20 protein-coding genes and 1 pseudogene are annotated in these 20,648 nt (G+C 59.9%); 20 read left to right on the top strand and 1 reads right to left on the bottom strand.

Translation table 11 applies throughout. The features are described 5' to 3' along the window. Positions 1-5 precede the first annotated feature (5 nt). The 6 genes and pseudogenes from I5192_RS10075 (at position 6) to I5192_RS10045 (ending at position 6,406) form a co-directional block, all read left to right on the top strand. The gene (locus I5192_RS10075) at positions 6-1,487 is read left to right on the top strand and encodes a UDP-N-acetylmuramoyl-L-alanyl-D-glutamate--2,6-diaminopimelate ligase (protein WP_223116783.1); all 1,482 of its coding nucleotides are present in this window, start codon (positions 6-8) and stop codon (positions 1,485-1,487) included. Continuing rightward, positions 1,484-2,902: a UDP-N-acetylmuramoyl-tripeptide--D-alanyl-D-alanine ligase gene (murF, locus tag I5192_RS10070; RefSeq protein ID WP_223116782.1), complete on the top strand. Its 1,419-nt coding sequence runs from the start codon at positions 1,484-1,486 to the stop codon at positions 2,900-2,902. The genes I5192_RS10075 and murF overlap by 4 nt, the downstream gene beginning before the upstream one ends. Next, positions 2,902-3,984 (top strand): phospho-N-acetylmuramoyl-pentapeptide-transferase, encoded by a 1,083-nt coding sequence (mraY, locus tag I5192_RS10065; RefSeq protein ID WP_170392049.1) that lies wholly within the window; start codon positions 2,902-2,904, stop codon positions 3,982-3,984. Before murF ends, mraY begins: the two co-directional genes overlap by 1 nt. Beyond that, positions 3,981-4,511 (top strand): annotated as a pseudogene (locus tag I5192_RS22485) (AAA family ATPase). Before mraY ends, I5192_RS22485 begins: the two are co-directional and overlap by 4 nt. Before the next feature lie 13 nt (positions 4,512-4,524). Further along, the gene (gene murD / locus I5192_RS10050) at positions 4,525-5,919 is read left to right on the top strand and encodes a UDP-N-acetylmuramoyl-L-alanine--D-glutamate ligase (RefSeq protein ID WP_223118291.1); all 1,395 of its coding nucleotides are present in this window, start codon (positions 4,525-4,527) and stop codon (positions 5,917-5,919) included. Positions 5,920-6,031: 112 nt separating this feature from the next. After that, the gene (locus tag I5192_RS10045) at positions 6,032-6,406 is read left to right on the top strand and encodes a glycine zipper family protein (protein ID WP_255611713.1); all 375 of its coding nucleotides are present in this window, start codon (positions 6,032-6,034) and stop codon (positions 6,404-6,406) included. Here I5192_RS10045 and I5192_RS10040 read toward each other — a convergent pair. Then, positions 6,403-7,581: an NAD(P)/FAD-dependent oxidoreductase gene (locus tag I5192_RS10040; RefSeq protein ID WP_223116779.1), complete on the bottom strand. Its 1,179-nt coding sequence runs from the start codon at positions 7,579-7,581 to the stop codon at positions 6,403-6,405. The two genes, I5192_RS10045 and I5192_RS10040, sit on opposite strands and share 4 nt — an antisense overlap. A 193-nt stretch (positions 7,582-7,774) precedes the next feature. Between I5192_RS10040 and I5192_RS10035 the strand changes: the two genes are divergently transcribed. The 14 genes from I5192_RS10035 to lpxC all read left to right on the top strand — a co-directional run bounded on the left by I5192_RS10035 (position 7,775) and on the right by lpxC (position 20,634). Beyond that, positions 7,775-8,110 carry a cupin domain-containing protein gene (locus I5192_RS10035; RefSeq protein WP_170392042.1) on the top strand — a complete coding sequence of 112 codons (336 nt, stop codon included), beginning with the start codon at positions 7,775-7,777 and terminating at the stop codon, positions 8,108-8,110. Positions 8,111-8,362: 252 nt separating this feature from the next. After that, a complete protein-coding gene (gene ftsW / locus I5192_RS10030) occupies positions 8,363-9,526 on the top strand; it encodes a putative lipid II flippase FtsW (RefSeq protein WP_170392040.1) in 1,164 nt (387 codons plus the stop codon). Then, positions 9,526-10,623 (top strand): UDP-N-acetylglucosamine--N-acetylmuramyl-(pentapeptide) pyrophosphoryl-undecaprenol N-acetylglucosamine transferase, encoded by a 1,098-nt coding sequence (locus I5192_RS10025; RefSeq protein ID WP_170625283.1) that lies wholly within the window; start codon positions 9,526-9,528, stop codon positions 10,621-10,623. Before ftsW ends, I5192_RS10025 begins: the two co-directional genes overlap by 1 nt. Then, positions 10,620-12,026 carry a UDP-N-acetylmuramate--L-alanine ligase gene (murC, locus tag I5192_RS10020; protein WP_170512296.1) on the top strand — a complete coding sequence of 469 codons (1,407 nt, stop codon included), beginning with the start codon at positions 10,620-10,622 and terminating at the stop codon, positions 12,024-12,026. The genes I5192_RS10025 and murC overlap by 4 nt, the downstream gene beginning before the upstream one ends. 4 nt (positions 12,027-12,030) lie before the next feature. Further along, positions 12,031-12,279: a DUF2484 family protein gene (locus tag I5192_RS10015; protein WP_170420832.1), complete on the top strand. Its 249-nt coding sequence runs from the start codon at positions 12,031-12,033 to the stop codon at positions 12,277-12,279. Then, a complete protein-coding gene (locus tag I5192_RS10010) occupies positions 12,276-12,542 on the top strand; it encodes a DUF2484 family protein (protein WP_170392032.1) in 267 nt (88 codons plus the stop codon). Before I5192_RS10015 ends, I5192_RS10010 begins: the two co-directional genes overlap by 4 nt. Positions 12,543-12,565: 23 nt before the next feature. Continuing rightward, positions 12,566-12,859 (top strand): hypothetical protein, encoded by a 294-nt coding sequence (locus tag I5192_RS10005; RefSeq protein WP_170392030.1) that lies wholly within the window; start codon positions 12,566-12,568, stop codon positions 12,857-12,859. Continuing rightward, positions 12,856-13,782 (top strand): UDP-N-acetylmuramate dehydrogenase, encoded by a 927-nt coding sequence (gene murB, locus I5192_RS10000; protein ID WP_223116778.1) that lies wholly within the window; start codon positions 12,856-12,858, stop codon positions 13,780-13,782. Before I5192_RS10005 ends, murB begins: the two co-directional genes overlap by 4 nt. Positions 13,783-13,890: 108 nt before the next feature. Continuing rightward, positions 13,891-14,808 carry a D-alanine--D-alanine ligase gene (locus I5192_RS09995; RefSeq protein WP_223116777.1) on the top strand — a complete coding sequence of 306 codons (918 nt, stop codon included), beginning with the start codon at positions 13,891-13,893 and terminating at the stop codon, positions 14,806-14,808. Then, positions 14,796-15,800, top strand: coding sequence for a cell division protein FtsQ/DivIB (locus I5192_RS09990; protein ID WP_170420838.1), 1,005 nt, complete (start codon positions 14,796-14,798; stop codon positions 15,798-15,800). Before I5192_RS09995 ends, I5192_RS09990 begins: the two co-directional genes overlap by 13 nt. 8 nt (positions 15,801-15,808) lie before the next feature. After that, a complete protein-coding gene (gene ftsA / locus I5192_RS09985; protein ID WP_170392023.1) occupies positions 15,809-17,143 on the top strand; it encodes a cell division protein FtsA in 1,335 nt (444 codons plus the stop codon). Further along, positions 17,130-17,606, top strand: a complete 477-nt coding sequence (locus I5192_RS09980) for a hypothetical protein (protein ID WP_223116776.1) — start codon at positions 17,130-17,132, stop codon at positions 17,604-17,606. The genes ftsA and I5192_RS09980 overlap by 14 nt, the downstream gene beginning before the upstream one ends. Before the next feature lie 291 nt (positions 17,607-17,897). Continuing rightward, positions 17,898-19,499, top strand: coding sequence for a cell division protein FtsZ (gene ftsZ, locus I5192_RS09975; RefSeq protein ID WP_170661999.1), 1,602 nt, complete (start codon positions 17,898-17,900; stop codon positions 19,497-19,499). Between the two features lie 214 nt (positions 19,500-19,713). Next, the gene (lpxC, locus tag I5192_RS09970) at positions 19,714-20,634 is read left to right on the top strand and encodes a UDP-3-O-acyl-N-acetylglucosamine deacetylase (RefSeq protein WP_170420844.1); all 921 of its coding nucleotides are present in this window, start codon (positions 19,714-19,716) and stop codon (positions 20,632-20,634) included. The last annotated feature ends 14 nt before the right edge of the window (positions 20,635-20,648 follow it).

The following is a 20,648-nucleotide window of genomic DNA, read 5'->3' as shown; positions in this document are numbered from 1 at the left end:
GGGTCATGGGCAATCGGTCAAAGAAACTCAGCGAACTGGCCCTGACCGCACGGGGAGGGGCCAATCCCGAAATCACCGGTCTGGCTGTCGACAGCCGCGAGGTCAAAGACGGTTTCCTCTTTGCAGCCCTTCCCGGCACCCGAGTCCATGGTGGAGACTTCATCCAATACGCCTTGCGCATGGGGGCCACCGCGATCCTGACGGACGCGAAAGGGGCCGAGATCGCCACCGACGAACTGGCCGCATCCGATGCTGCGCTGATCGTCACGGAAGACCCCCGTCAGGCACTGGCAGGGGCCGCCGCCCTATGGTTTGGCGCGCAACCGCAGACTATCGTGGCGGTCACCGGCACCAATGGAAAAACCTCGGTCGCCAGTTTCGTCCGCCAGATCTGGACCGAGCTTGGACTTGCCGCCGTCAACCTGGGCACCACTGGGGTCGAGGGCGCATGGACTGCGCCGCTGGCCCATACCACACCCGAGCCGGTCACTCTGCACCGCTGTCTTGCCGAGGCTGCCGAAAATGGCGTGACCCATGCGGCGATGGAGGCCTCCTCGCACGGGCTTGAACAGCGTCGCTTGGACGGGGTGCATCTGACCGCTGCCGGGTTCTCGAATTTCACGCAGGATCATCTGGACTATCACGACACGTTCGAGGCCTATTTCGCAGCCAAGGCGGGTCTGTTTGATCGTGTGCTGCCCGAAGACGGGGTCGCTGTGGTCAACCTTGGTGATCCCAAGGGTGCTGAGATGCGCAAGATCGCCGAGGCACGCGGCCAGAATATCATCACCGTAGGCCCTGAGGGTTCTGATCTTTGTCTTCTGAATCAACGCTTTGACGCGACCGGGCAGGATTTGCGCTTTTCATGGAAAGGCAAGGCCTATCAAGCCCGCCTGAATCTGATCGGCGGCTTTCAGGCCGAGAACGTTTTGCTGGCTTGCGGATTGGTCATCGCGGCGGGCGAGGACCCCGACCGCGTGTTCGATACCTTGCCGCACCTGATCACCGTGCGCGGGCGGATGCAGCTGGCTGCCACACGTGACAACGGCGCGGCGGTGTTTGTCGATTACGCTCATACGCCGGATGCCGTGGCCACTGCACTGAAGGCGATGCGCCCGCATGTCATGGGACGTCTGATCGCCATTGTTGGTGCAGGCGGTGACCGAGACGCCACTAAACGCCCATTGATGGGGCGGGCCGCTGCTGAAAACGCCGATGTGGTCTTTGTTACCGATGACAATCCACGCAGCGAAGACCCGGCCACCATCCGCGGTGCTGTCATGTTGGGCGCACCCGAAGCCACGGAAGTCGGCGACCGGGCCGAGGCCATCCTGCGCGGCATCGACGCGCTGCAACCGGGCGACGCTCTGCTGATTGCGGGCAAGGGACACGAAACCGGCCAGATCGTCGGAGATCAGGTCCTGCCCTTTGACGATGTGGAACAGGCCAGTATCAGCGTTGCCGCGCTGGACGGGAGGGTCGCATGACGCTCTGGACCGCAGCCGAGGCCGCAGAGGCTACCAACGGGCGCGCCACCACCGATTGGCAGGTGAACGGCGTCTCCATCGACACGCGCACCCTGCAGCCGGGTGACCTGTTCGTTGCGTTGAAGGCTGCCCGCGACGGCCATGATTTCGTCGCCCAAGCGCTTGAAAAAGGCGCAGGCGCAGCGCTTGTGTCGCATATTCCCGAAGGCGTGCCCGAAGATGCACCGCTGTTGATCGTCGACGATGTGCAGACGGGTCTAGAGGCGTTGGGGCAGGCGGCTCGCGCCCGGACAGGTGCACGCGTGGTGGGGGTGACTGGCAGCGTGGGTAAAACCTCGACCAAGGAAATGCTGGCCAGCATTCTGGAGACGCAAGGCAAAACTCATGCCAGCGTCGCCAGCTACAATAACCATTGGGGCGTGCCTTTGACGCTGGCGCGAATGCCGCGCGACACCGAGTTCGCAGTGATCGAGATCGGCATGAATCATCCGGGCGAAATCGCTCCGCTGGCGCGTCAGGCGCAACCGCATGTGGGGCTGGTGACCACAGTAGCCGCCGTCCACCTCGAAGCCTTCGACTCGGTTGCGGGTATTGCTTTTGAAAAGGCTGCGATCTTCGACGGGCTGGCCGAGGGCGGCACCGCTATCGTCAACGCCGATATCGAACACGCGGGCATCTTGCGCGACTGCGCCGCTGCGCATGGTGCAAGGATCGTCGAATTTGGCCACAAGGCGCGGGACTATGCGCTGACCAACGTGCTCCAAGGCCCTGACTCGGTGCGGGGACACGGTATTGTCGGCGGCGCAGACATCACATTCGATGTCCAATCCGCGGGAACTCACTTTGCTATGAATGCGCTGGGCGCTCTGGCGGCCTGTGTCGCGCTGGGGGTCGATCTGGATCAGGCGATTGCCGGTCTGCGCGGCTGGTCTCCGGTCAAAGGGCGCGGTGTGCGCGAGGTGATCGCGCTGCCAGATGGCGGGCAGATTGAACTGCTCGATGACAGCTACAACGCCAATCCAACCTCGATGGAGGCCGCTCTCGACGTGCTGTCTGCGTCGGCGGGCAAACGCAAGATCGCGTTTCTGGGCGACATGAAAGAGCTTGGTGCGCAAGAGCAGGCGATGCACGCCGCCATGGCCGAGGTGCCTGCGATGGCGCATGTCGATCAGGTTCATTGCATCGGCCCGTTGATGCAAGCGCTGCATCAGGCTCTGCCCGAGGGCAAGCGCGGGTTGTCGACGGAAACCAGCGATGAGATGGCCGCCCATCTGCCGGAATTGATCCGTAGCGGCGATGTAGTGATGGCCAAGGGCTCTCTCAGCATGGCTCTGGCGCAGATCGTTGACGGTCTGCGGCAAATGGGGCAAGGCAGCGCGCCAGAGAGCCGCCGTATTGTGAGAAAGGTTTTGTAATGCTCTATTGGTTAACCGCCCTGTCGGACGGAGGGGATTTCTGGAACCTCTTCCGCTATATCACCTTCCGGGCAGGGGGCGCCTTTCTGACTGCGCTGATCTTTGGGTTTTTGTTCGGAAAACCCTTGATCAACGTATTGCGCAAACGGCAAGGCAAAGGTCAACCGATCCGCGATGACGGCCCCGAAGCGCATCTGTCCAAGGCTGGAACCCCTACCATGGGCGGGCTGCTGATCGTGGGTGCGCTGGTCACCTCGACCCTGATCTGGGCGCGCTGGGACAATCCATATGTCTGGATGGTACTGTTCGTGACGCTGGCCTATGCGGCCATCGGCTTTGCGGACGATTATGCCAAGGTCTCAAAGCAGAACACCAAGGGCGTTTCCGGTAAAATGCGGTTGGCGCTGGGGATCATCATCGCCGTGCTGGCGTCACTCTGGGCGACGCTGCACCATCCCAGCGATTTGCAAAACCAACTGGCTCTGCCGGTGTTCAAGGATACGCTGATCAATCTTGGCCTTTTCTATATCCCCTTTGCGGTGATCGTCATTGTGGGTGCGGCCAACGCGGTGAACCTGACAGATGGTCTGGACGGGCTGGCGATCATGCCCGCGATGATCGCGGCCTCGACCCTTGGTGTGATTGCCTATGCGGTTGGGCGGGTCGACTTCACCGAGTATCTTGATGTTCACTATGTGCCTGGCACCGGTGAAATCTTCATCTTCACTTCAGCGCTGTTCGGTGCGGGGCTGGGATTCTTGTGGTACAACGCCCCTCCGGCGGCGGTTTTCATGGGTGATACCGGATCACTGGCTCTGGGCGGTGCGCTGGGCGCGATCGCCGTGGCTACCAAACACGAGTTGGTATTGGCAGTCGTGGGCGGGCTGTTCGTGGTTGAAGCTTTGAGTGTGATCATCCAGGTTCTTTATTTCAAACGGACCGGAAAGCGCGTGTTCCTGATGGCACCGATCCATCACCATTATGAGAAAAAGGGCTGGGCTGAACCCACCATCGTGATCCGGTTCTGGATCATTTCACTGATCTTAGCGATGATCGGGCTGGCGACGCTGAAAGTCAGATGAGCCCGCGTTGCGTCGTGCTTTCTGGATGCTCCGGTGGTGGTAAATCAACACTGCTGGAGGAGATGGCCCGTCGCGGATATTCAACAGTTTCCGAGCCGGGTCGTCGTGTCATTGCCGAGGAAAGACAAGGTGGTGGTCGCGCTCTGCCTTGGGTCAACTCCGAGGTATTCTGCCGCAGGATCATTGAACTTGCGATATCTGACTTCAGCAATGCCAAAGATTAACTTGTGCTATTTGATCGTTCGGCATTGGACGCGCTGATTTGGTTTGATCGAACCGGTACACCGTTGGAGACCAAAGTGCGTGAACAGATACTGCACTTGGGCTACGACCCATGCGTGTTTCTCTTTCCTCCTTGGCCTGAGATATTCGAACAGGATGATGACCGGCGGCACAACTTGGCCGCAGCTATTGCGGAATACGATGCTTTGTGCGACCGGTTACCAGACTATGGGTTCGTAATAGAAAACGTTCCAAAAGGGCCGGTCTCTTGGCGGGTGGACTGGCTGGAAGAGCGGCTCGGATAGAAGGTGTATGGCAATGATCCCGGTCAAAGGGTTTTCAGGGCAGAAAGTAGCGGTTCTGGGGCTAGGTCGGTCGGGTCTGACCACCGCACGAGCGCTGCGCGCTGGCAGGGCTGAGCCGATCTGCTGGGATGACAACCCCGCCGCGCGTGAAGCGGCAGAGGTCGAGGGATTCTCGTGTGTCGATCTGCGCCGCCACGGGGCGTTTGACGATATTGCCGCACTAATTGTCTCGCCCGGCATCCCTCATCTCTACCCCGCGCCGAACCCGGTTGTGGCCGCTGCGTTGGAAGCCGGAGTTCCGGTCGACAATGATATAGGTCTGTTCTTTCGCTCTTTCGCAGGCCCTGAATGGAACAACTACGACATCCCACCGCGCGTCATCGCGGTGACGGGATCGAATGGCAAATCAACCACCGCTGCGTTGATCCAACATATCCTGACCGAGGCCGGGCGCGACTCGCAACTGGCGGGTAACATTGGGCGCGGCGTGCTGGACATCGGCCCAGGTGGCGATGGATCTGTCGTGGTACTGGAGCTATCGAGCTACCAAACCGAACTGGCCCGCGCACTGACGCCGGATGTGGCGGTTTTCACCAATCTTTCACCTGATCACTTGGATCGACATGGTGGAATGGGTGGTTACTTTGCCGCCAAACGTCGCCTGTTCGCCGAAGGAGGTCCAGACCGCGCCGTGATCGGGATAGATGAGGCCGAGGGCGCGTTTCTGGCCGGGCAACTGGCCGAGGGACCGTCGGATGACCGGGTGATCCGCGTCTCGGTGGCGCGCAAGCTGACCGGGTCGGGTTGGCAGGTCTTTGCCCGCAAGGGTTTCCTGTCGGAATACCGCAAGGGCCGTCAGGCCGGATCGATCGACCTGCGTGAGATCAAGGGCCTGCCCGGTGCGCATAATCACCAGAACGCCTGCGCCGCCTATGCCGCCTGTCGCTCATTGGGCCTTGCGCCGCGCGTCATAGAAGATGCGCTGCATAGTTTCCCCGGTCTGCCGCATCGTAGCCAGATCATCGCCGAGGCGGATGGCGTGACCTATGTGAACGACTCGAAAGCCACCAACGTAGATAGCGCCCTCAAAGCGTTGAGCGCGTTCAAGAAGATACGTTGGATCTGTGGCGGGCTTGAGAAAGAAGGCGGGCTTGAGGCGCTGAACGGGGCAGGGGACCACGTAATCAAGGCCTACGTCATCGGGCGTGAGGCGGCGAGCTTTGCAATGCAGTTGCAGGCCGATGCGCAAGTCTGCACCACTATGGAAGCGGCGGTTATGCAGGCCATGGCCGATGCGCAGCCCGGTGAAACCGTTCTATTGGCACCTGCTGCGGCCAGTTTCGACCAGTATGACAACTTCGAACAACGTGGCGATGACTTCGTGGTTCAGGTTAAAAAACGCCTCTGAAAGCAATGCGTTTGCAATAGATCGCCGGTTCGGCGAAGCTGAGGACCTATCTGCTTGACGCACAGCCTGCATTGGTTTTTGCCTTCAGGAAATTCAACACGAGGTCATGAATATGCCAAACCGTAAACTTCTTTTGGTCGTTCCCGCACTGCTGGCGGCTGCGGCCTGCACCAATACCGGGGCGAACTATCAGCCCGTGATCGATGGCCCGGTGGGTCCGAACTACAACTCGGACCTCTATCAGTGCCAGCAGCTTGCAGCCTCGCAGGCCAGCGTTGACGGATCGACCGCAGGCAACGCCGCAATCGGTGCCGCAGGTGCCGCAGCCGTCACCGGCATCGTTCAGGACAGCAGCGACAATCTGGGTCGCGCCGCAGTTGCAGGCGCGCTGGTTGGTGCAGGTGCTGATGTGATCAACAAGAACCAGAACAAAGAAGTCATCGTGCGCAATTGCATGCGCGGACGTGGATACAACGTCGTAGGCTAACGGCTTGCGATGGCACTTCCTGCGGCGTGGCCCGAGGACCACGCCCATTGGAAATTGTAACCGCCCAGCCAGCCGGTGACATCCACCGCTTCACCAATGACATAGAGGCCGGGGACATCCCTGGCCTCCATCGTTTTGGACGACAGCCCATCCGTGTCGATCCCGCCCAGAGTGACCTCGGCGGTGCGATAACCTTCGGTGCCCGACGGCGTAAGCCGCCAGTTGGACAATGCGGCGATCAGTTCCGACAGCGCCGTGTCAGACTGATCCGCAAGATTGCCCTTCATCGGGATATGGTGTGCGAGGTATTCCACCAGACGCGTGGGCAGGTGGCGTGCCAATTCGGTGGTCAGCGCCTTGCGCCCAACAGCCTGCCGCTGATCGCGAAGCAGATCGTATAAAGGCAAATCGGGGATCAGGTTGACCCATATTGCCTCACCCTCGCGCCAGTACGAAGACAATTGCAGCACCGAAGGACCGCTCAACCCGCGATGGGTGAACAACAAAGCCTCGTCGAAACTGCTGCGCTCGTTTGATAGTCGAGCGGGCAAAGAGACGCCGGACAGATCCTTGAACCGACCGTCCGAGAAGGTGAACGGCACCAGCGCCGCCCGTGTCTCGGTTATCTGCAGCCCGAATTGCTGCGCGATGTCATAGGCCAACCCCGTCGCGCCCATTTTGGGGATCGATTTGCCACCCGTGGCCAGAACCAGATTGCGACAGGTCAGAGGGATGTGCTTGCCATCGCTTTCGACATCCAAAGCGAAACCGCTTTCGGTTTTGCGCAAGTTGCGCAGCGACGTCTGCACCCAGAGCTCGGCCTCGGCCTTGACCATTTCATTCAGCAGCATCTGGACGATCTGTTTTGAAGACCCGTCGCAGAACAATTGCCCAAGCGTTTTTTCATGCCATGCAATGCCATGGCGATCGACCAGTTCGATGAAGTCCCACTGTGTATATCGCGCCAGCGCTGATTTGCTGAAATGCGGATTCTGAGACAGGAAATTGCCCGGTCCCGCATACATATTGGTGAAATTGCATCGTCCACCACCCGAGATGCGGATCTTTTCTCCGGGAGCTTTTGCATGGTCGATCACCAGCGCTTGGCCACCGCAATGGGCTGCGCACATCATGCCGGCCGCGCCAGCACCGAGGATGATCGTCTCGAAATCCATATGCTGCGCATGGCGTGGATTGTGAGCGATGGCAAGAGCGCAGACCAAAACGGTGTGGGTTTGGCCCACAGAATTTCTCAGCGGCACTTGGGTTTGTGCCATATGGTATGTGGATTTTTAGTCGTAGTGCATTCTGACATGCTAGGCTCTGTGCTAATGCTTGCCGGTTAGATCCATTTAAAGGGGTAAAAACATGCGTTTTCCAAACTTCATTACAGACTTTCCAAGACTAGACGTGCCATTTCCCGAAGACGTTGTGCAGACGGCGGTCATTCGATCTGATGCTGGTTTGGTCGCCTTTTTTACTTTTCTTAAAGAAATGGAACTCCCACTACATTCACATGGTGCCCAATGGGGTACGGTGGTGGAAGGAGAAATTGAACTCACCATTGGCGGCGAGACGAAAGTTTATCTGCCCGGCGACAGCTATTCTATCCCAGCCGGAGTGGAGCATGGCGGGCGCATCAAGGCGGGTTCCCGAGTGATCGATGTGTTTGAAGAGCCTGACAGATACCCCATCAAAGACTGACGATTTACTTTTTGAACAATGACGTTGGGCGCGGTTGATATTTGGATGAACTCAAACCGAGCCTCAACGGGCCGTCGATCAGAACAGGCAGCATGCGCTGCTTGAATGCATGCGCGTTTGTCAACGGCGGCTCATCGTTCCGGAATTCCAGTTCTGCCTGTCATTCTGCTAGCCCAAATGTAAAAATCCCTGTAGACTCTCAATCAGATCCCGAAAACGGGACGTTAACGAGGCAGATAGTGGCGGTATCTCATGACTGAGATGGTGTATGGCGCGGTCCAGGACCAGCGCGGAGAACCGATTCTTCCGAAGTGGTGGCGAACGATTGATCGCTGGACGATGTCCTGCGTTCTGATCCTGTTTGTCATCGGGCTTTTGCTTGGGCTGGCCTCGTCGCCGCCACTGGCGGGGCGTAACGGGTTCGATCCTTTCCACTATGTAGAACGTCAGGCGATCTTTGGCGGGCTGGCGCTGGTCGCGATGCTGCTGACCTCAATGATGTCGCCGACACTGGTGCGGCGGCTGGCGATTCTGGGCTTTCTGGCCTCGTTCGTGGCGCTGGCCTTCTTGCCGGTCTTCGGTACAGACTTTGGCAAAGGCGCGGTGCGCTGGTATTCGCTGGGTTTTGCCTCGTTGCAGCCATCCGAGTTCCTCAAGCCCGGTTTTGTCGTGGTGGCCGCATGGCTGTTGGCCGCATCACAGGAAATCAACGGCCCGCCGGGGCGGTTGTGGTCCTTTGCACTGTGTATGTCCATCGTGGCAATGCTGGTGATGCAGCCCGATTTCGGGCAGGCCTGCCTTATCCTTTTTGGTTGGGGTGTGATGTATTTTGTCGCCGGAGCCCCGATGCTATTGCTGGTCGGCATGGCCGGAGCGGTCGTTCTGGGCGGCATGTTTGCCTATTCCAATTCCGAGCACTTTGCCCGTCGTATCGATGGTTTCCTTAATCAGGAACTCGATCCGACCACCCAGCTTGGGTATGCCACCAATGCCATCCGCGAAGGCGGTCTGTTCGGCGTCGGCGTGGGTGAGGGGCAGGTCAAGTGGTCTCTGCCTGATGCGCATACGGATTTCATCATCGCGGTCGCGGCCGAAGAATACGGGCTGATTTTGGTGCTGATTATCATCGCGCTGTACTCGCTGATCGTTGTGCGTTCGCTGCTGCGGCTGATGCGCGAACGCGACATGTTCATCCGTCTGGCTGGCACTGGTCTGGCCTGCATGTTTGGCGTGCAGGCTATGATCAACATGGGCGTCGCCGTGCGTCTTCTGCCCGCCAAGGGCATGACGTTGCCCTTTGTCAGTTATGGCGGATCGTCTCTGATTGCTGGCGGCATCGCGGTTGGCATGTTGCTGGCCTTCACCCGAACCCGCCCGCAGGGCGAGCTGGGCGACATTCTGCGCGGACGAGGCTGATGGGCAAACCTTATCTACTAGTCGCAGCAGGTGGCACCGGGGGCCACATGTTCCCCGCGCAGGCGTTGGCCGAGGCGATGCTGCAGAAAGGCTGGCGTGTGCGCCTGTCCACCGACCCGCGCGGAGCGCGCTATACCGGCGCGTTCCCCGCAGACGTCGAGATTGTCGAGGCATCCTCGGCCACCTTCGCCCGAGGCGGATTAGCGGCCAAGATGTTGGTTGGACCCAAGATTGCTGCTGGAGTCACTGGCATGGCTGTGCAGATGATGCGTGACAAGCCGAATGTGGTGGTGGGCTTTGGCGGCTATCCGTCGATACCGGCGCTGGGCGCGGCCATCCTGCTGAAGCTGCCGCGTATGATCCATGAACAAAATGGCGTTCTGGGCCGGGTAAACCAACTGTTTGCCACCCGTGTGGCTCAAGTGGCCTGTGGTGTCTGGCCCACCGATTTGCCTGAAGGGTCCAAGGGCATACACACTGGTAACCCGGTTCGCGCCTCCGTTCTTGAACGCGCTGCTGCCCCCTATATCCCGCCTGGGGAGTACCCGATGTCCGTCCTGGTGATGGGCGGCTCTCAGGGCGCACGTATCCTCAGTGACGTGGTGCCGGGTGCCATCGCTGCGCTGCCTGAAGATCTGCGCGGGTATATCCGCGTCTCGCATCAGGCCCGCGATGAGGATGGTGAACGGGTCAAGGCCTTTTACGCCGATCACGGCATACGCGCCGATGTACAGCCTTTCTTTGACGACGTACCTCGCCGTATGTCCGACGCGCAGCTGGTTGTCAGCCGGTCAGGTGCCTCCAGTATCGCCGACATTTCCGTGATTGGCCGCCCGTCGATTTTGATCCCGCTTGCCACGGCTGCCGGAGATCATCAAACAGCCAATGCGCGTGGATTGGTTCAGGCAGGCGGTGCGATCATGATCCCCGAAAACGCCCTTGACGTTCCCGCGCTGACACAGCAAATGACCACGGTTCTCACCAACCCCGAAGCCGCACAGCAAATGGCCCATGCCGCGCTATCGGTCGGGGCACCGGACGCCACCGAGCGTCTGGTCGCCCTTGTCGAGCAACTGGCGCAGAAGGAGACCTCATGAATCCAGCAACCAAACTGCCGCAGGACGTCGGACCGATCCACTTCGTGGGCATCGGTGGGATCGGGATGTCGGGTATCGCAGAGGTGCTTTTGAACCTTGGCTACCGTGTACAAGGTTCGGACTTGAAAACCTCGAAGATTACTGACCGGCTGGCTGGGCTGGGTGCTGAGATTTTCGAAGGCCAGCGTGCCGAGAACTTGCAGAACGCCGCCGTGGTCGTGGTCTCAACTGCGATCAAACCGGGGAACCCGGAACTGGACGAGGCACGCGCGCAGGGCCTGCCCGTCGTCCGTCGCGCCGACATGCTGGCGGAACTCATGCGCCTGCGCTCGAACATTGCCATCGCCGGAACTCACGGTAAGACCACAACAACCACTATGATGGCGGAACTGATGGTCGCCGGCGATTTCGATCCCACCGTCATCAATGGCGGCATCATCCACGCCTATGGGAGCAACGCCCGCATGGGGCAGGGCGAATGGATGGTGGTTGAAGCGGATGAGAGCGACGGCTCATTCAATCGCCTGCCTGCAACCATCGCCATCGTCACCAATATCGACCCCGAGCATATGGAGCACTGGGGCGATTTCGACCAACTGCGCGACGGGTTTTACGAGTTCGTCTCGAACCTGCCGTTTTATGGCTTGGCCGTCTGCTGCACAGATCATGCCGAGGTGCAGGCGCTTGTTGGCCGCATCTCCGACCGCCGCGTGCGCACCTATGGTTTCAACGCACAGGCCGATGTGCGGGCCGAAAACCTGACCTATAAGGGTGGCGTCGCCCATTTCGACATCCACCTACGCCATGAAGACAAGGTGATCGAAGGTTGCACCTTGCCAATGCCCGGCGACCACAATGTCTCTAATGCGCTGAGCGCCGTGGCCGTGGCCCGTCATCTGGGCATGAAGGCCAGTGAAATCCGCGATGCGCTGGCCGATTTCGGCGGCGTCAACCGCCGCTTTACCAAGGTCGGGGAAATTAACGGCGTCACCATCATCGACGATTACGGCCACCACCCGGTCGAAATCGCCGCCGTTCTCAAGGCCGCACGTCAGGCCACCGAGGGCCGCGTCATCGCAGTCCACCAGCCGCACCGCTACTCCCGCCTGTCCGACCTGTTCGACGATTTCTGCACCTGCTTCAACGACGCCGACGTGGTCGCTATTGCGGAGGTCTTTGCTGCAGGCGAAGATCCGATCGAAGGTGCCAGCCGTGACGATCTTGTGCAGGGCCTGATCCGCCACGGCCACCGCCACGCGCGCGCGATCTTGAACGAAGAAGACCTGGCCCGCCTTGTCCGTGAACAGGCCCGCCCGGGCGATATGGTCGTCTGCCTCGGCGCAGGTACGATCAGCACCTGGGCCAACGGTTTGCCTGACCGGTTAATCGCCAAAGCGAGCTAACCTCGTGGCGCTATCGCTCATACTCGCCTGCGTCTGGGTCTTCGCTTCCACCATTGTGGCGATGCTGCCGATGCGCCTGCAATTCCCACCGGGTGTTGTACTGTTTGCCAGCGCGCCTGCTCTGATTCTGTGGCTGAGTTTAGACTATGGCTGGTTCGTCGGAATCCTGGCTGCTGGCGGTTTTGTTTCGATGTACCGCAACCCGATCCGCTACTACTGGCGCAAGTGGACGGGTAAAGAGGTGTCGGAATGAACTGGTCGATTGCGCTTGCCGGTCTGTGGGGTGTTGTCGCCAACGTGTTGGCGATGTTGCCCAGCAAGGACAACCATTGGCGGCGCGCCTATTTCCTGATCGCCGTTGGCGTCCCTATCCTAGGCTATGTCACCTATGAAAATGGTCCATGGATCGGGCTGCTGGTTCTGGCTGCAGGTATGTCAGTTCTGCGTTGGCCGGTGATTTACCTCACCCGTTGGACAAAGGCGAAAATGCAGGGCATGAAGGCGGCGAACAAGTAACTGGCCATTTTCAGGAGGCCCCCATGGTCGACATCGCCACTTTCGCCTATTTGCCGCTGATTACCCTGATCCTCGGGACGCTTGCGGGTTTTGTCGCCGCGCGCTGGATCGGCCTCAAGGCACTGCTGTGGCTGATCGGGCTGACCTCGGCCCTTGGTCTGGTACTGATCATAATGCTGGCCAGTGTCGGCACCGGGGAAGAGGAACAGGCGTTCGGCCCCTTCGTCTGGCTGACCGGTGCGGTCCTGCCCTTCCTGTTTGCGGTGATCATGGGTGGAGTAGGCGGGCGCAGCCTTGCATCCCGGGAAGGCGCATGAGCGAGCTGCCCGACGTCCGTGGCCGCCTGTCCGCGGCGCGTTCTCTTTCCGAACTCACCTGGCTGCGCGTCGGCGGACCAGCGGATTATCTGTTTCAACCCGCCGATACCGAAGACCTTCAGTCGTTTCTGCGTGATCTGCCTGCGGATGTTCCCATCTTTCCTATGGGTGTCGGATCCAATCTGATCGTCCGTGATGGTGGTCTGCGGGCGGTGGTGATCCGATTGGGGCGCGGGTTCAATGGTATCTCGGTCGACGGCAATACCGTCAGCGCGGGTGCCGCCGCGCTGGATGCGCATGTGGCGCGTAAAGCAGCGGATGGAGGTGTGGACCTGACTTTCCTGCGCACGATACCCGGGTCGATCGGCGGGGCCGTGCGCATGAACGCGGGCTGTTACGGCAGCTATACTGCGGATGTGCTGCAAAAGGCTACCGTAGTCAACCGCGCCGGAGAGATCGTGGACCTGACCCCGCAAGACTTCAGCTTCCGCTATCGCCAGTCCGACCTGCCCGAAGGCGCGGTGCTGATCTCGGCGACGTTTCAAGGCCCCTCGGGCGATCCAGCTGAGCTGCACGCTCGCATGGAGGCGCAGCTAAAAAAGCGCGACGAAACTCAACCCACCAAGGACCGCAGCGCCGGGTCGACCTTCCGTAATCCAGCCGGGTTCTCGTCGACTGGGCGCGCGGACGATGTGCATGACCTCAAGGCGTGGAAAGTGATCGATGACGCGGGTATGCGCGGGGCCACCAAAGGTGGTGCGCAGATGAGCCCCAAGCACTCGAATTTCTTGATCAACACGGGCGATGCGACCGCCGCGGACCTGGAAGGTCTGGGTGAAGAGGTGCGAAAAAAGGTTTACGAAACAAGCGGCATCACGCTAGAGTGGGAAATCATGCGGGTCGGTGATCCGCTGAAAGAATAAAGCCCCGACCGTCAGACCATAACAGGCAAATTAGGACGACGGATCAAAGGCATAAACGCAGTACGGACCACCACATAAGGTCCGGGGACATTGAGGCGCACATTGGGTATGTCGAGCAGGACAAACCCCAAAGTGGCGGTGTTGATGGGCGGCCCCTCGGCGGAACGCGAGGTGTCTCTCAGCTCTGGGCGCGAATGCGCAGCCGCTCTTGTGGGTGAAGGCTTTGAAGTGGTCGAACTGGACGCAGGTCCGGACCTTGCTGCTCGCCTTACCGATATCCAACCCGATGTGGTGTTCAACGCCCTGCATGGACGCTGGGGCGAGGATGGCTGTGTGCAGGGGCTACTGGAATGGATGCGCATTCCTTACACGCATTCCGGCGTGCTGGCTTCGGCCCTTGCGATGGACAAGCAACGCAGCAAAGAGGTCTACGCCGCCCAAGGATTACCTATCGTACCCAGCCTGATCGTTCCCAAGGTCGAGGTGGTCGAGGTCCATGTGATGGAGCCGCCCTATGTGGCTAAGCCCAACAACGAAGGTTCCAGCGTCGGCATCTATATCGTGCATGAAAATGCCAACGGCCCGCCGCAACTGGACGAGGCGATGCCTGATCAGGTGATGGTCGAGAAATACGTCGCGGGCCGGGAACTGACCGTGACCGTGATGGGCGATCGCGCCCTGACGGTGACCGAGATCATGACCGATGGCGGTTGGTACGATTATGATGCCAAGTACAAGCCCGGCGGCTCGTGGCATGTGCTGCCCGCCGAGATCCCGCAGGATATCTTTGACCGCTGCATGGACTATGCGGTTAAGGCGCATATTGCGCTGGGGTGTCGCGGCGTGTCCCGCACCGATTACCGCTGGGATGACAGCAAGGGTGCCGACGGGCTGTTCCTGCTGGAAACCAACACCCAGCCCGGCATGACGCCGACTTCGCTGGTGCCCGAACAGGCCGAGCATCTTGGCATCAGTTTCGGCCAGCTCTGCGCCTGGATGGTGGAGGATGCCTCATGCGACCGCTGACCGCCACCCGCGCGCCGGTGATCCACCGGACCAAACCGTTGGCGGGGCCGGATGCCGATTTCACCGCCGCGCCAAGGCCCGAGCCCAAAACCGAACCTAAGCTGCATTTGCGCGGGGCGCGTCTTTTTGGCCGCGCGCGCAACGCGGACCCCGCGCCCTCGCGCCTCAGCTACCGCTTTCAGCGCTGGATGCTCACCCCCGGCATCCGGCGCGGGCTAAAAATTGGCCTGCCGGTTCTGGCCGTCTTTGGTTTGGTGGGTGGCTTCTTTGCCGCCGAAGAACGTCGTGAGGCGGTCAGTACCTATATCGCCGACATCAAGACCTCGATCCAGGAGCGCCCCGAATTCATGGTCAACTTGATGGCCATCGACGGGGCAGGAACCGCACTGTCTGAGGATATCCGCGAGATCGTGCCGCTCGATTTCCCGCTCAGCTCGTGGGATCTGGATGTGGAGTTGATCCGCGACACCATCACCGGGCTTGACCCGGTGAAATCGGCAACCGTACGCATTCGCCCCGGCGGGATTCTTCAGGTTGATGTGGTCGAACGCCAGCCGGTCATCGTCTGGCGCACCCGAGACGGGATCGAGCTATTGGATGAAACCGGAGCCCATGTTGACCGTGTTTCAGCACGCGCCGATCACGCAGCCCTGCCACTGATCGCAGGGAAGGGCGCGAACAAACATGTCCCCGAGGCGCTGCAAATCCTGACCACTGCCCGCAGCTTGGGCGACCGCGTTCGCGGTTTGGTGCGCGTTGGCGAACGGCGCTGGGATCTGGTGCTGGATCGCAACCAGCGCATCATGTTGCCGACCGAACGTCCGGCGCGCGCGCTGGAACGCGTGTTGGCGGTGAACGAGGTGCAGGACCTTTTAGAACGTGACGTGGCCGTGGTCGACATGCGACTGGGGCAGCGACCGACCATCCGAATGAACAAAACGGCCAGCGAAGACTGGTGGAACACAAAAGTAGATGTGAGTAGCGGGCAGTAACGACCATGATGACCGATCTTTATCAGTCCCAAAGGGCTATGCGGCAGATGCGCCGACAGGCAATGCAACGCGGTGTAGTTGCTATCCTGGATGTCGGCAGCTCCAAAATCGCTTGCCTTGTATTGCGCTTCGACGGGACGGGGCGGTTGTCCGAGGATAACTCGATCGGCTCCATGGCCGGTCAGACCGGGTTCCGCGTCATTGGCGCTGCGACCACCCGCTCGCGCGGGGTGCAGTTCGGCGAAGTCACTGCGATGCAAGAAACCGAACGCGCCATCCGCACCGCACTGCAGGCGGCGCAGAAGATGGCCGATATCCGCGTGGATCACGTGATTGCATCCTTCTCAGGGGCGAACCCGCGCTCGTACGGGCTGGATGCACAGGTCGATCTGGAAGGGCAACTAGTTACCGAAGCCGAGGTCGGTCGTGTCCTGAACGCCTGCGATGTGCCCGATTACGGCGAAGGGCGCGAGGTACTGCATGCGCAACCGGTGAATTTCGCGCTCGACAACCGCTCGGGACTAATCGATCCGCGCGGGCAGTTGGGGCAGAGCCTTGCAGTGGATATGCACATGCTAACCGTCGATGCGGTGGCGATCCAGAACATCGTCCGCTGTATCAAGCGCTGCGATCTGGAGCTGGCAGGGATTGCGAACTCGGCCTATGTCTCGGGCATTTCCGCATTGGTCGAGGACGAACAGGAGTTGGGCGCGGCCTGTATCGATCTGGGCGGCGGCACCACCAGCATCTCGATCTTCATGAAGAAACACATGATCTATGCCGATTGCGTGCGCATGGGCGGGGATCACGTGACCAGCGACATTTCGATGGGCCTCGGCGTGCCCGCAGCGGTGGCCGAACGGATCAAGACCTTTAACGGTGGCGTTCACGCGACCGGAGCCGATGATCGCGACCTGATCGACATCGGTGGCGATACTGGCGATTGGGAGCATGACCGCCGTACCGTCAGCCGTGCCGAGTTGATCGGCATCATGCGCCCCCGCGTCGAGGAGATTCTCGAAGAGGTGCGTACTCGTCTGGACGCTGCCGGTTTCGACCACCTGCCAAGCCAGCAGATCGTTCTGACTGGTGGTGGCAGCCAGATCATGGGGCTAGACGGTCTTGCCAGCCGGATTCTGGGTCAGCGTGTTCGTTTGGGCCGCCCGCTGCGTGTTCATGGCCTGCCGCAATCCGCGACCGGGCCCGGTTTTTCTTCGGCAGTGGGGCTTAGCCTGTTTGCGGCGCATCCTCAGGACGAATGGTGGGATTTTGAGATCCCGGTCGACACCTATGCCGCGCGCCCGTTCAAGCGCGCCGTGCGCTGGTTCCGTGACAATTGGTAATGCCCTGCGTGGTGCAGCCGTTGGCGCGGCCCTTGGGCCCGCTGCGGCCCCGGCTCAAACCCTGATTACGCCAGAGGCGTTTCTGAGCGCCGTCGTTGGCAAAACGATCACCTTCCATGAAATCCGAAGCGGTATGTTGGTCGGAACTGAGGAATTTCTCAGCCCGACTCTCTCGGTCTGGCGGATGGAGGGGCGGGGCTGTGTCTATGGCCAGATCACCACGCCAAATGGCCAGATCTGTTTTCTGTACGATGATGCGCCCGATGGCCTGCCAGTCCGCTGGTGGCCCTACCTGTACAATGACCGGCTGATGGTGCGGCTGGCGCGCTTCGTCGGCAGCGAAACGCAAGAGGTCCGTAGCATCTCTGAAGATGGCCTGAATTGCCCAAGTGCCCCGGTAGGCGAAAGAAATCAGTTGCGGCAACTGCCAAATTGCCGCAAAATAAGGTTCAAGGCCCGGTAGAGGCCCAGCGGCAGGACATTGAGCAGTTTTCCGCGACCAAACGAGTGACTAAAAGTTTTCGCACCCCCTCAAGGCGGGTGGGGTCTTTCCGTGTGTAGTGGCGCATGAGCCTTTCGCCGCAACATGTCGCGGTAACAGCGAAATGCCGCTGTTTGCTGCCTTATTTCCTCCATATTTTGTGGATTCGTGCGATTTTTCTGGTGACGTTTCCGAAATGACACAGTAAAATCGACTGTGGATAGGTCAGAAAAACCGCATTTTGCGGCAACATAAAAAACAGGCGGACAGAGCATGACATTAAATCTTTCGATGCCCGGGCACGACGAACTCAAGCCTCGGATTACCGTATTTGGCGTTGGCGGCGCTGGGGGCAATGCTGTCGACAACATGATTGAAAAACAGCTGGACGGCGTTGAATTTGTCGTCGCCAACACAGACGCACAGGCGCTGCAGCAAAGCCGTTCGTCGGCGCGGGTGCAGCTGGGCGTCAAAGTCACCGAAGGGTTAGGTGCAGGTGCGCGTCCGACCGTGGGTGCTGCAGCAGCTGAAGAAAGCATCGAACAGATCGTCGATCACCTAGCGGGTGCGCATATGTGCTTTATCACCGCCGGCATGGGTGGCGGCACAGGCACCGGCGCGGCGCCGATCATCGCGCAGGCAGCGCGGGAGCTGGGTGTCCTGACCGTTGGCGTTGTCACCAAACCCTTCCAGTTCGAAGGCGCCAAGCGTATGCGTCAGGCCGAAGACGGCGTTGATGCGCTGCAGAAAGTCGTTGACACGCTGATCATCATTCCGAACCAGAACCTGTTCCGTCTGGCCAACGAAAAGACAACGTTTACCGAGGCGTTCTCGATGGCCGACGATGTCCTGTATCAGGGCGTCAAAGGCGTAACCGACCTGATGGTGCGTCCGGGTCTGATCAACCTCGACTTCGCCGACGTTCGAGCCGTGATGGACGAGATGGGCAAGGCGATGATGGGCACAGGCGAAGCGACCGGTGAAGATCGCGCCATTCAGGCAGCCGAGAAGGCCATTGCCAACCCGCTGTTGGACGAAATCAGCCTCAAGGGTGCCAAGGGTGTGCTAATCAACATCACCGGTGCGCACGACCTGACCCTGTTCGAACTGGACGAGGCTGCCAACCGCATCCGCGAGGAAGTGGACCCGGAGGCCAATATCATTGTCGGTTCGACCCTCGACACCGAGATGGAAGGCGGAATGCGCGTTTCAGTCGTTGCCACCGGTATCGATGCCAGCGAGAAAAGCGAAGATGTACCGGTCGCCCGCCGTTCGATGTCGGCTCCGCTGACACGCACGGTTTCGGCAGAAGACTCCACGCCTGAACAAATCGCTGCAGATGAGGCCCCGGCTGAGGACAACATTGCGCCCACGCTCTTCGAGTCCATCGAAGATGTTGAGTTCAATGAAGGCTGGCAAGACGAACAACCCGCTGCCGAGCAGGACGATGACGGGCTGCCTCCGCCCGCCTATCAGCCTCAGGTTGCGCAGTTCGAACCGCAACCCGAAGTCGAAGAGACAGTCGACTCCTACGACGCACCGCGTGCCCAGACCCCCGGCACACCGTCTCCGGAAGCGATGCAGCGGTTGCAGGCCGCAGTTCAGAAAGTACCTTCGAACCGGCTGCGTCCGACGCCTGAGGCACCTCGCGAACCGGCCCCTCAGCCGCAGCAAGCGACCGAGGATCGCCCGCGTTTTGGCTTCAACCGATTGATTGACCGGATGACCGGCCATGCGGCCGATACGCCCGCTCAACCGGTACGCCAACAGCCTGCGATGCGGTCGGTTGACGCAACGGCACCTGTTCAGGATGAAGCCGATCCTGATCAGGAGCGCATCGAAATTCCCGCCTTCCTAAGGCGTCAGGCCAACTGATCGCGGTAACAAAATCATCCCGAAGGGCCGCCATCGCGCGGCCCTTTTTTGTGGAAACACAAAGTGTTGAGCTGGTGTAAGCAGGGATTTGCCGATGTGTCACATTCATGTTTCATTCGGTTGCAAAAGGTGAGTTGAGCCTTAACGCCCCCTTCCTTAGTTGAGGGTGCAACACAGCCCCTGATAGGCTGGACACAACTCACCGAGGCTCACATTGCAACATACGCTCAAATCTTCAGTCACGTTTGTGGGCACTGGGCTGCATAGCGGCAAGCCTGCGACGATGGTTCTGAAGCCTGCAGCGGCAGGTCATGGAATCTGGTTCAAACGGACTGATATCGAGCTGGGCAATGCGTTGATCCCCGCTATCTATGATGTTGTTGAGCGGACGCCTCTTTGCACACGATTGGTTAACGATGCGAATGTGTCGGTATCGACTGTGGAACACATCATGGCGGCACTTGCCGGATGTGGTGTCCATAATGCGCTGATTGAAATCGACGGTCCCGAAGTCCCGATCATGGATGGTTCGTCCGTGGCCTTTGTTCGGGGCATCATGGCCAAAGGCGTTCGTCGTCAGGCTAGTCCGGTACTGGCTTATGAAGTGCTCAAACCCGTCTCTGTTGAACGCGAGGGCGCAAAGGCATCTATCGCGCCTGCGGAAGGTCTGGAGATCGAGTTCCACATTGATTTCGAAGATGACGCCATTGGAAGCCAGACAAAAGTTTTGGACATGCGCAATGGTTCGTTTGCGCGTGAACTCTGCGACAGTCGCACGTTTTGCCGCCGCACAGATGTCGAAGCGATGCGTGAAAACGGATTGGCCTTGGGCGGCACATTGGACAATGCCGTAGTCGTACAGGGCGACGAAGTCCTGACCCCGGGTGGCTTCCGTCACACGGATGAAGCGGTGCGCCACAAAATGCTGGACGCTCTGGGTGATCTCTATCTTGCAGGCGGTCCGATTCTGGGGCGCTTTGTCGGCGAGAAGTCGGGGCATTCGATGACTAACACATTGCTGCGCAAACTGTTCGAAACACCGGGCGCTGTGCGACCGATCCTTTGTACCCCTGAACAAGCCGCGCGTCTGCCCGGCCAGGGCCTTGTGCGAAGCGAAATCCCGCAGGTTGCGTGATCTGATCAACTCTG

Origin of the sequence: Ruegeria sp. SCSIO 43209 (assembly GCF_019904295.1) — a bacterium.
Classification (GTDB): domain Bacteria; phylum Pseudomonadota; class Alphaproteobacteria; order Rhodobacterales; family Rhodobacteraceae; genus Ruegeria.
The sequence above is the reverse complement of the archived record's forward strand: the minus strand, read 5'-3'. Positions and strand labels throughout refer to the sequence as shown.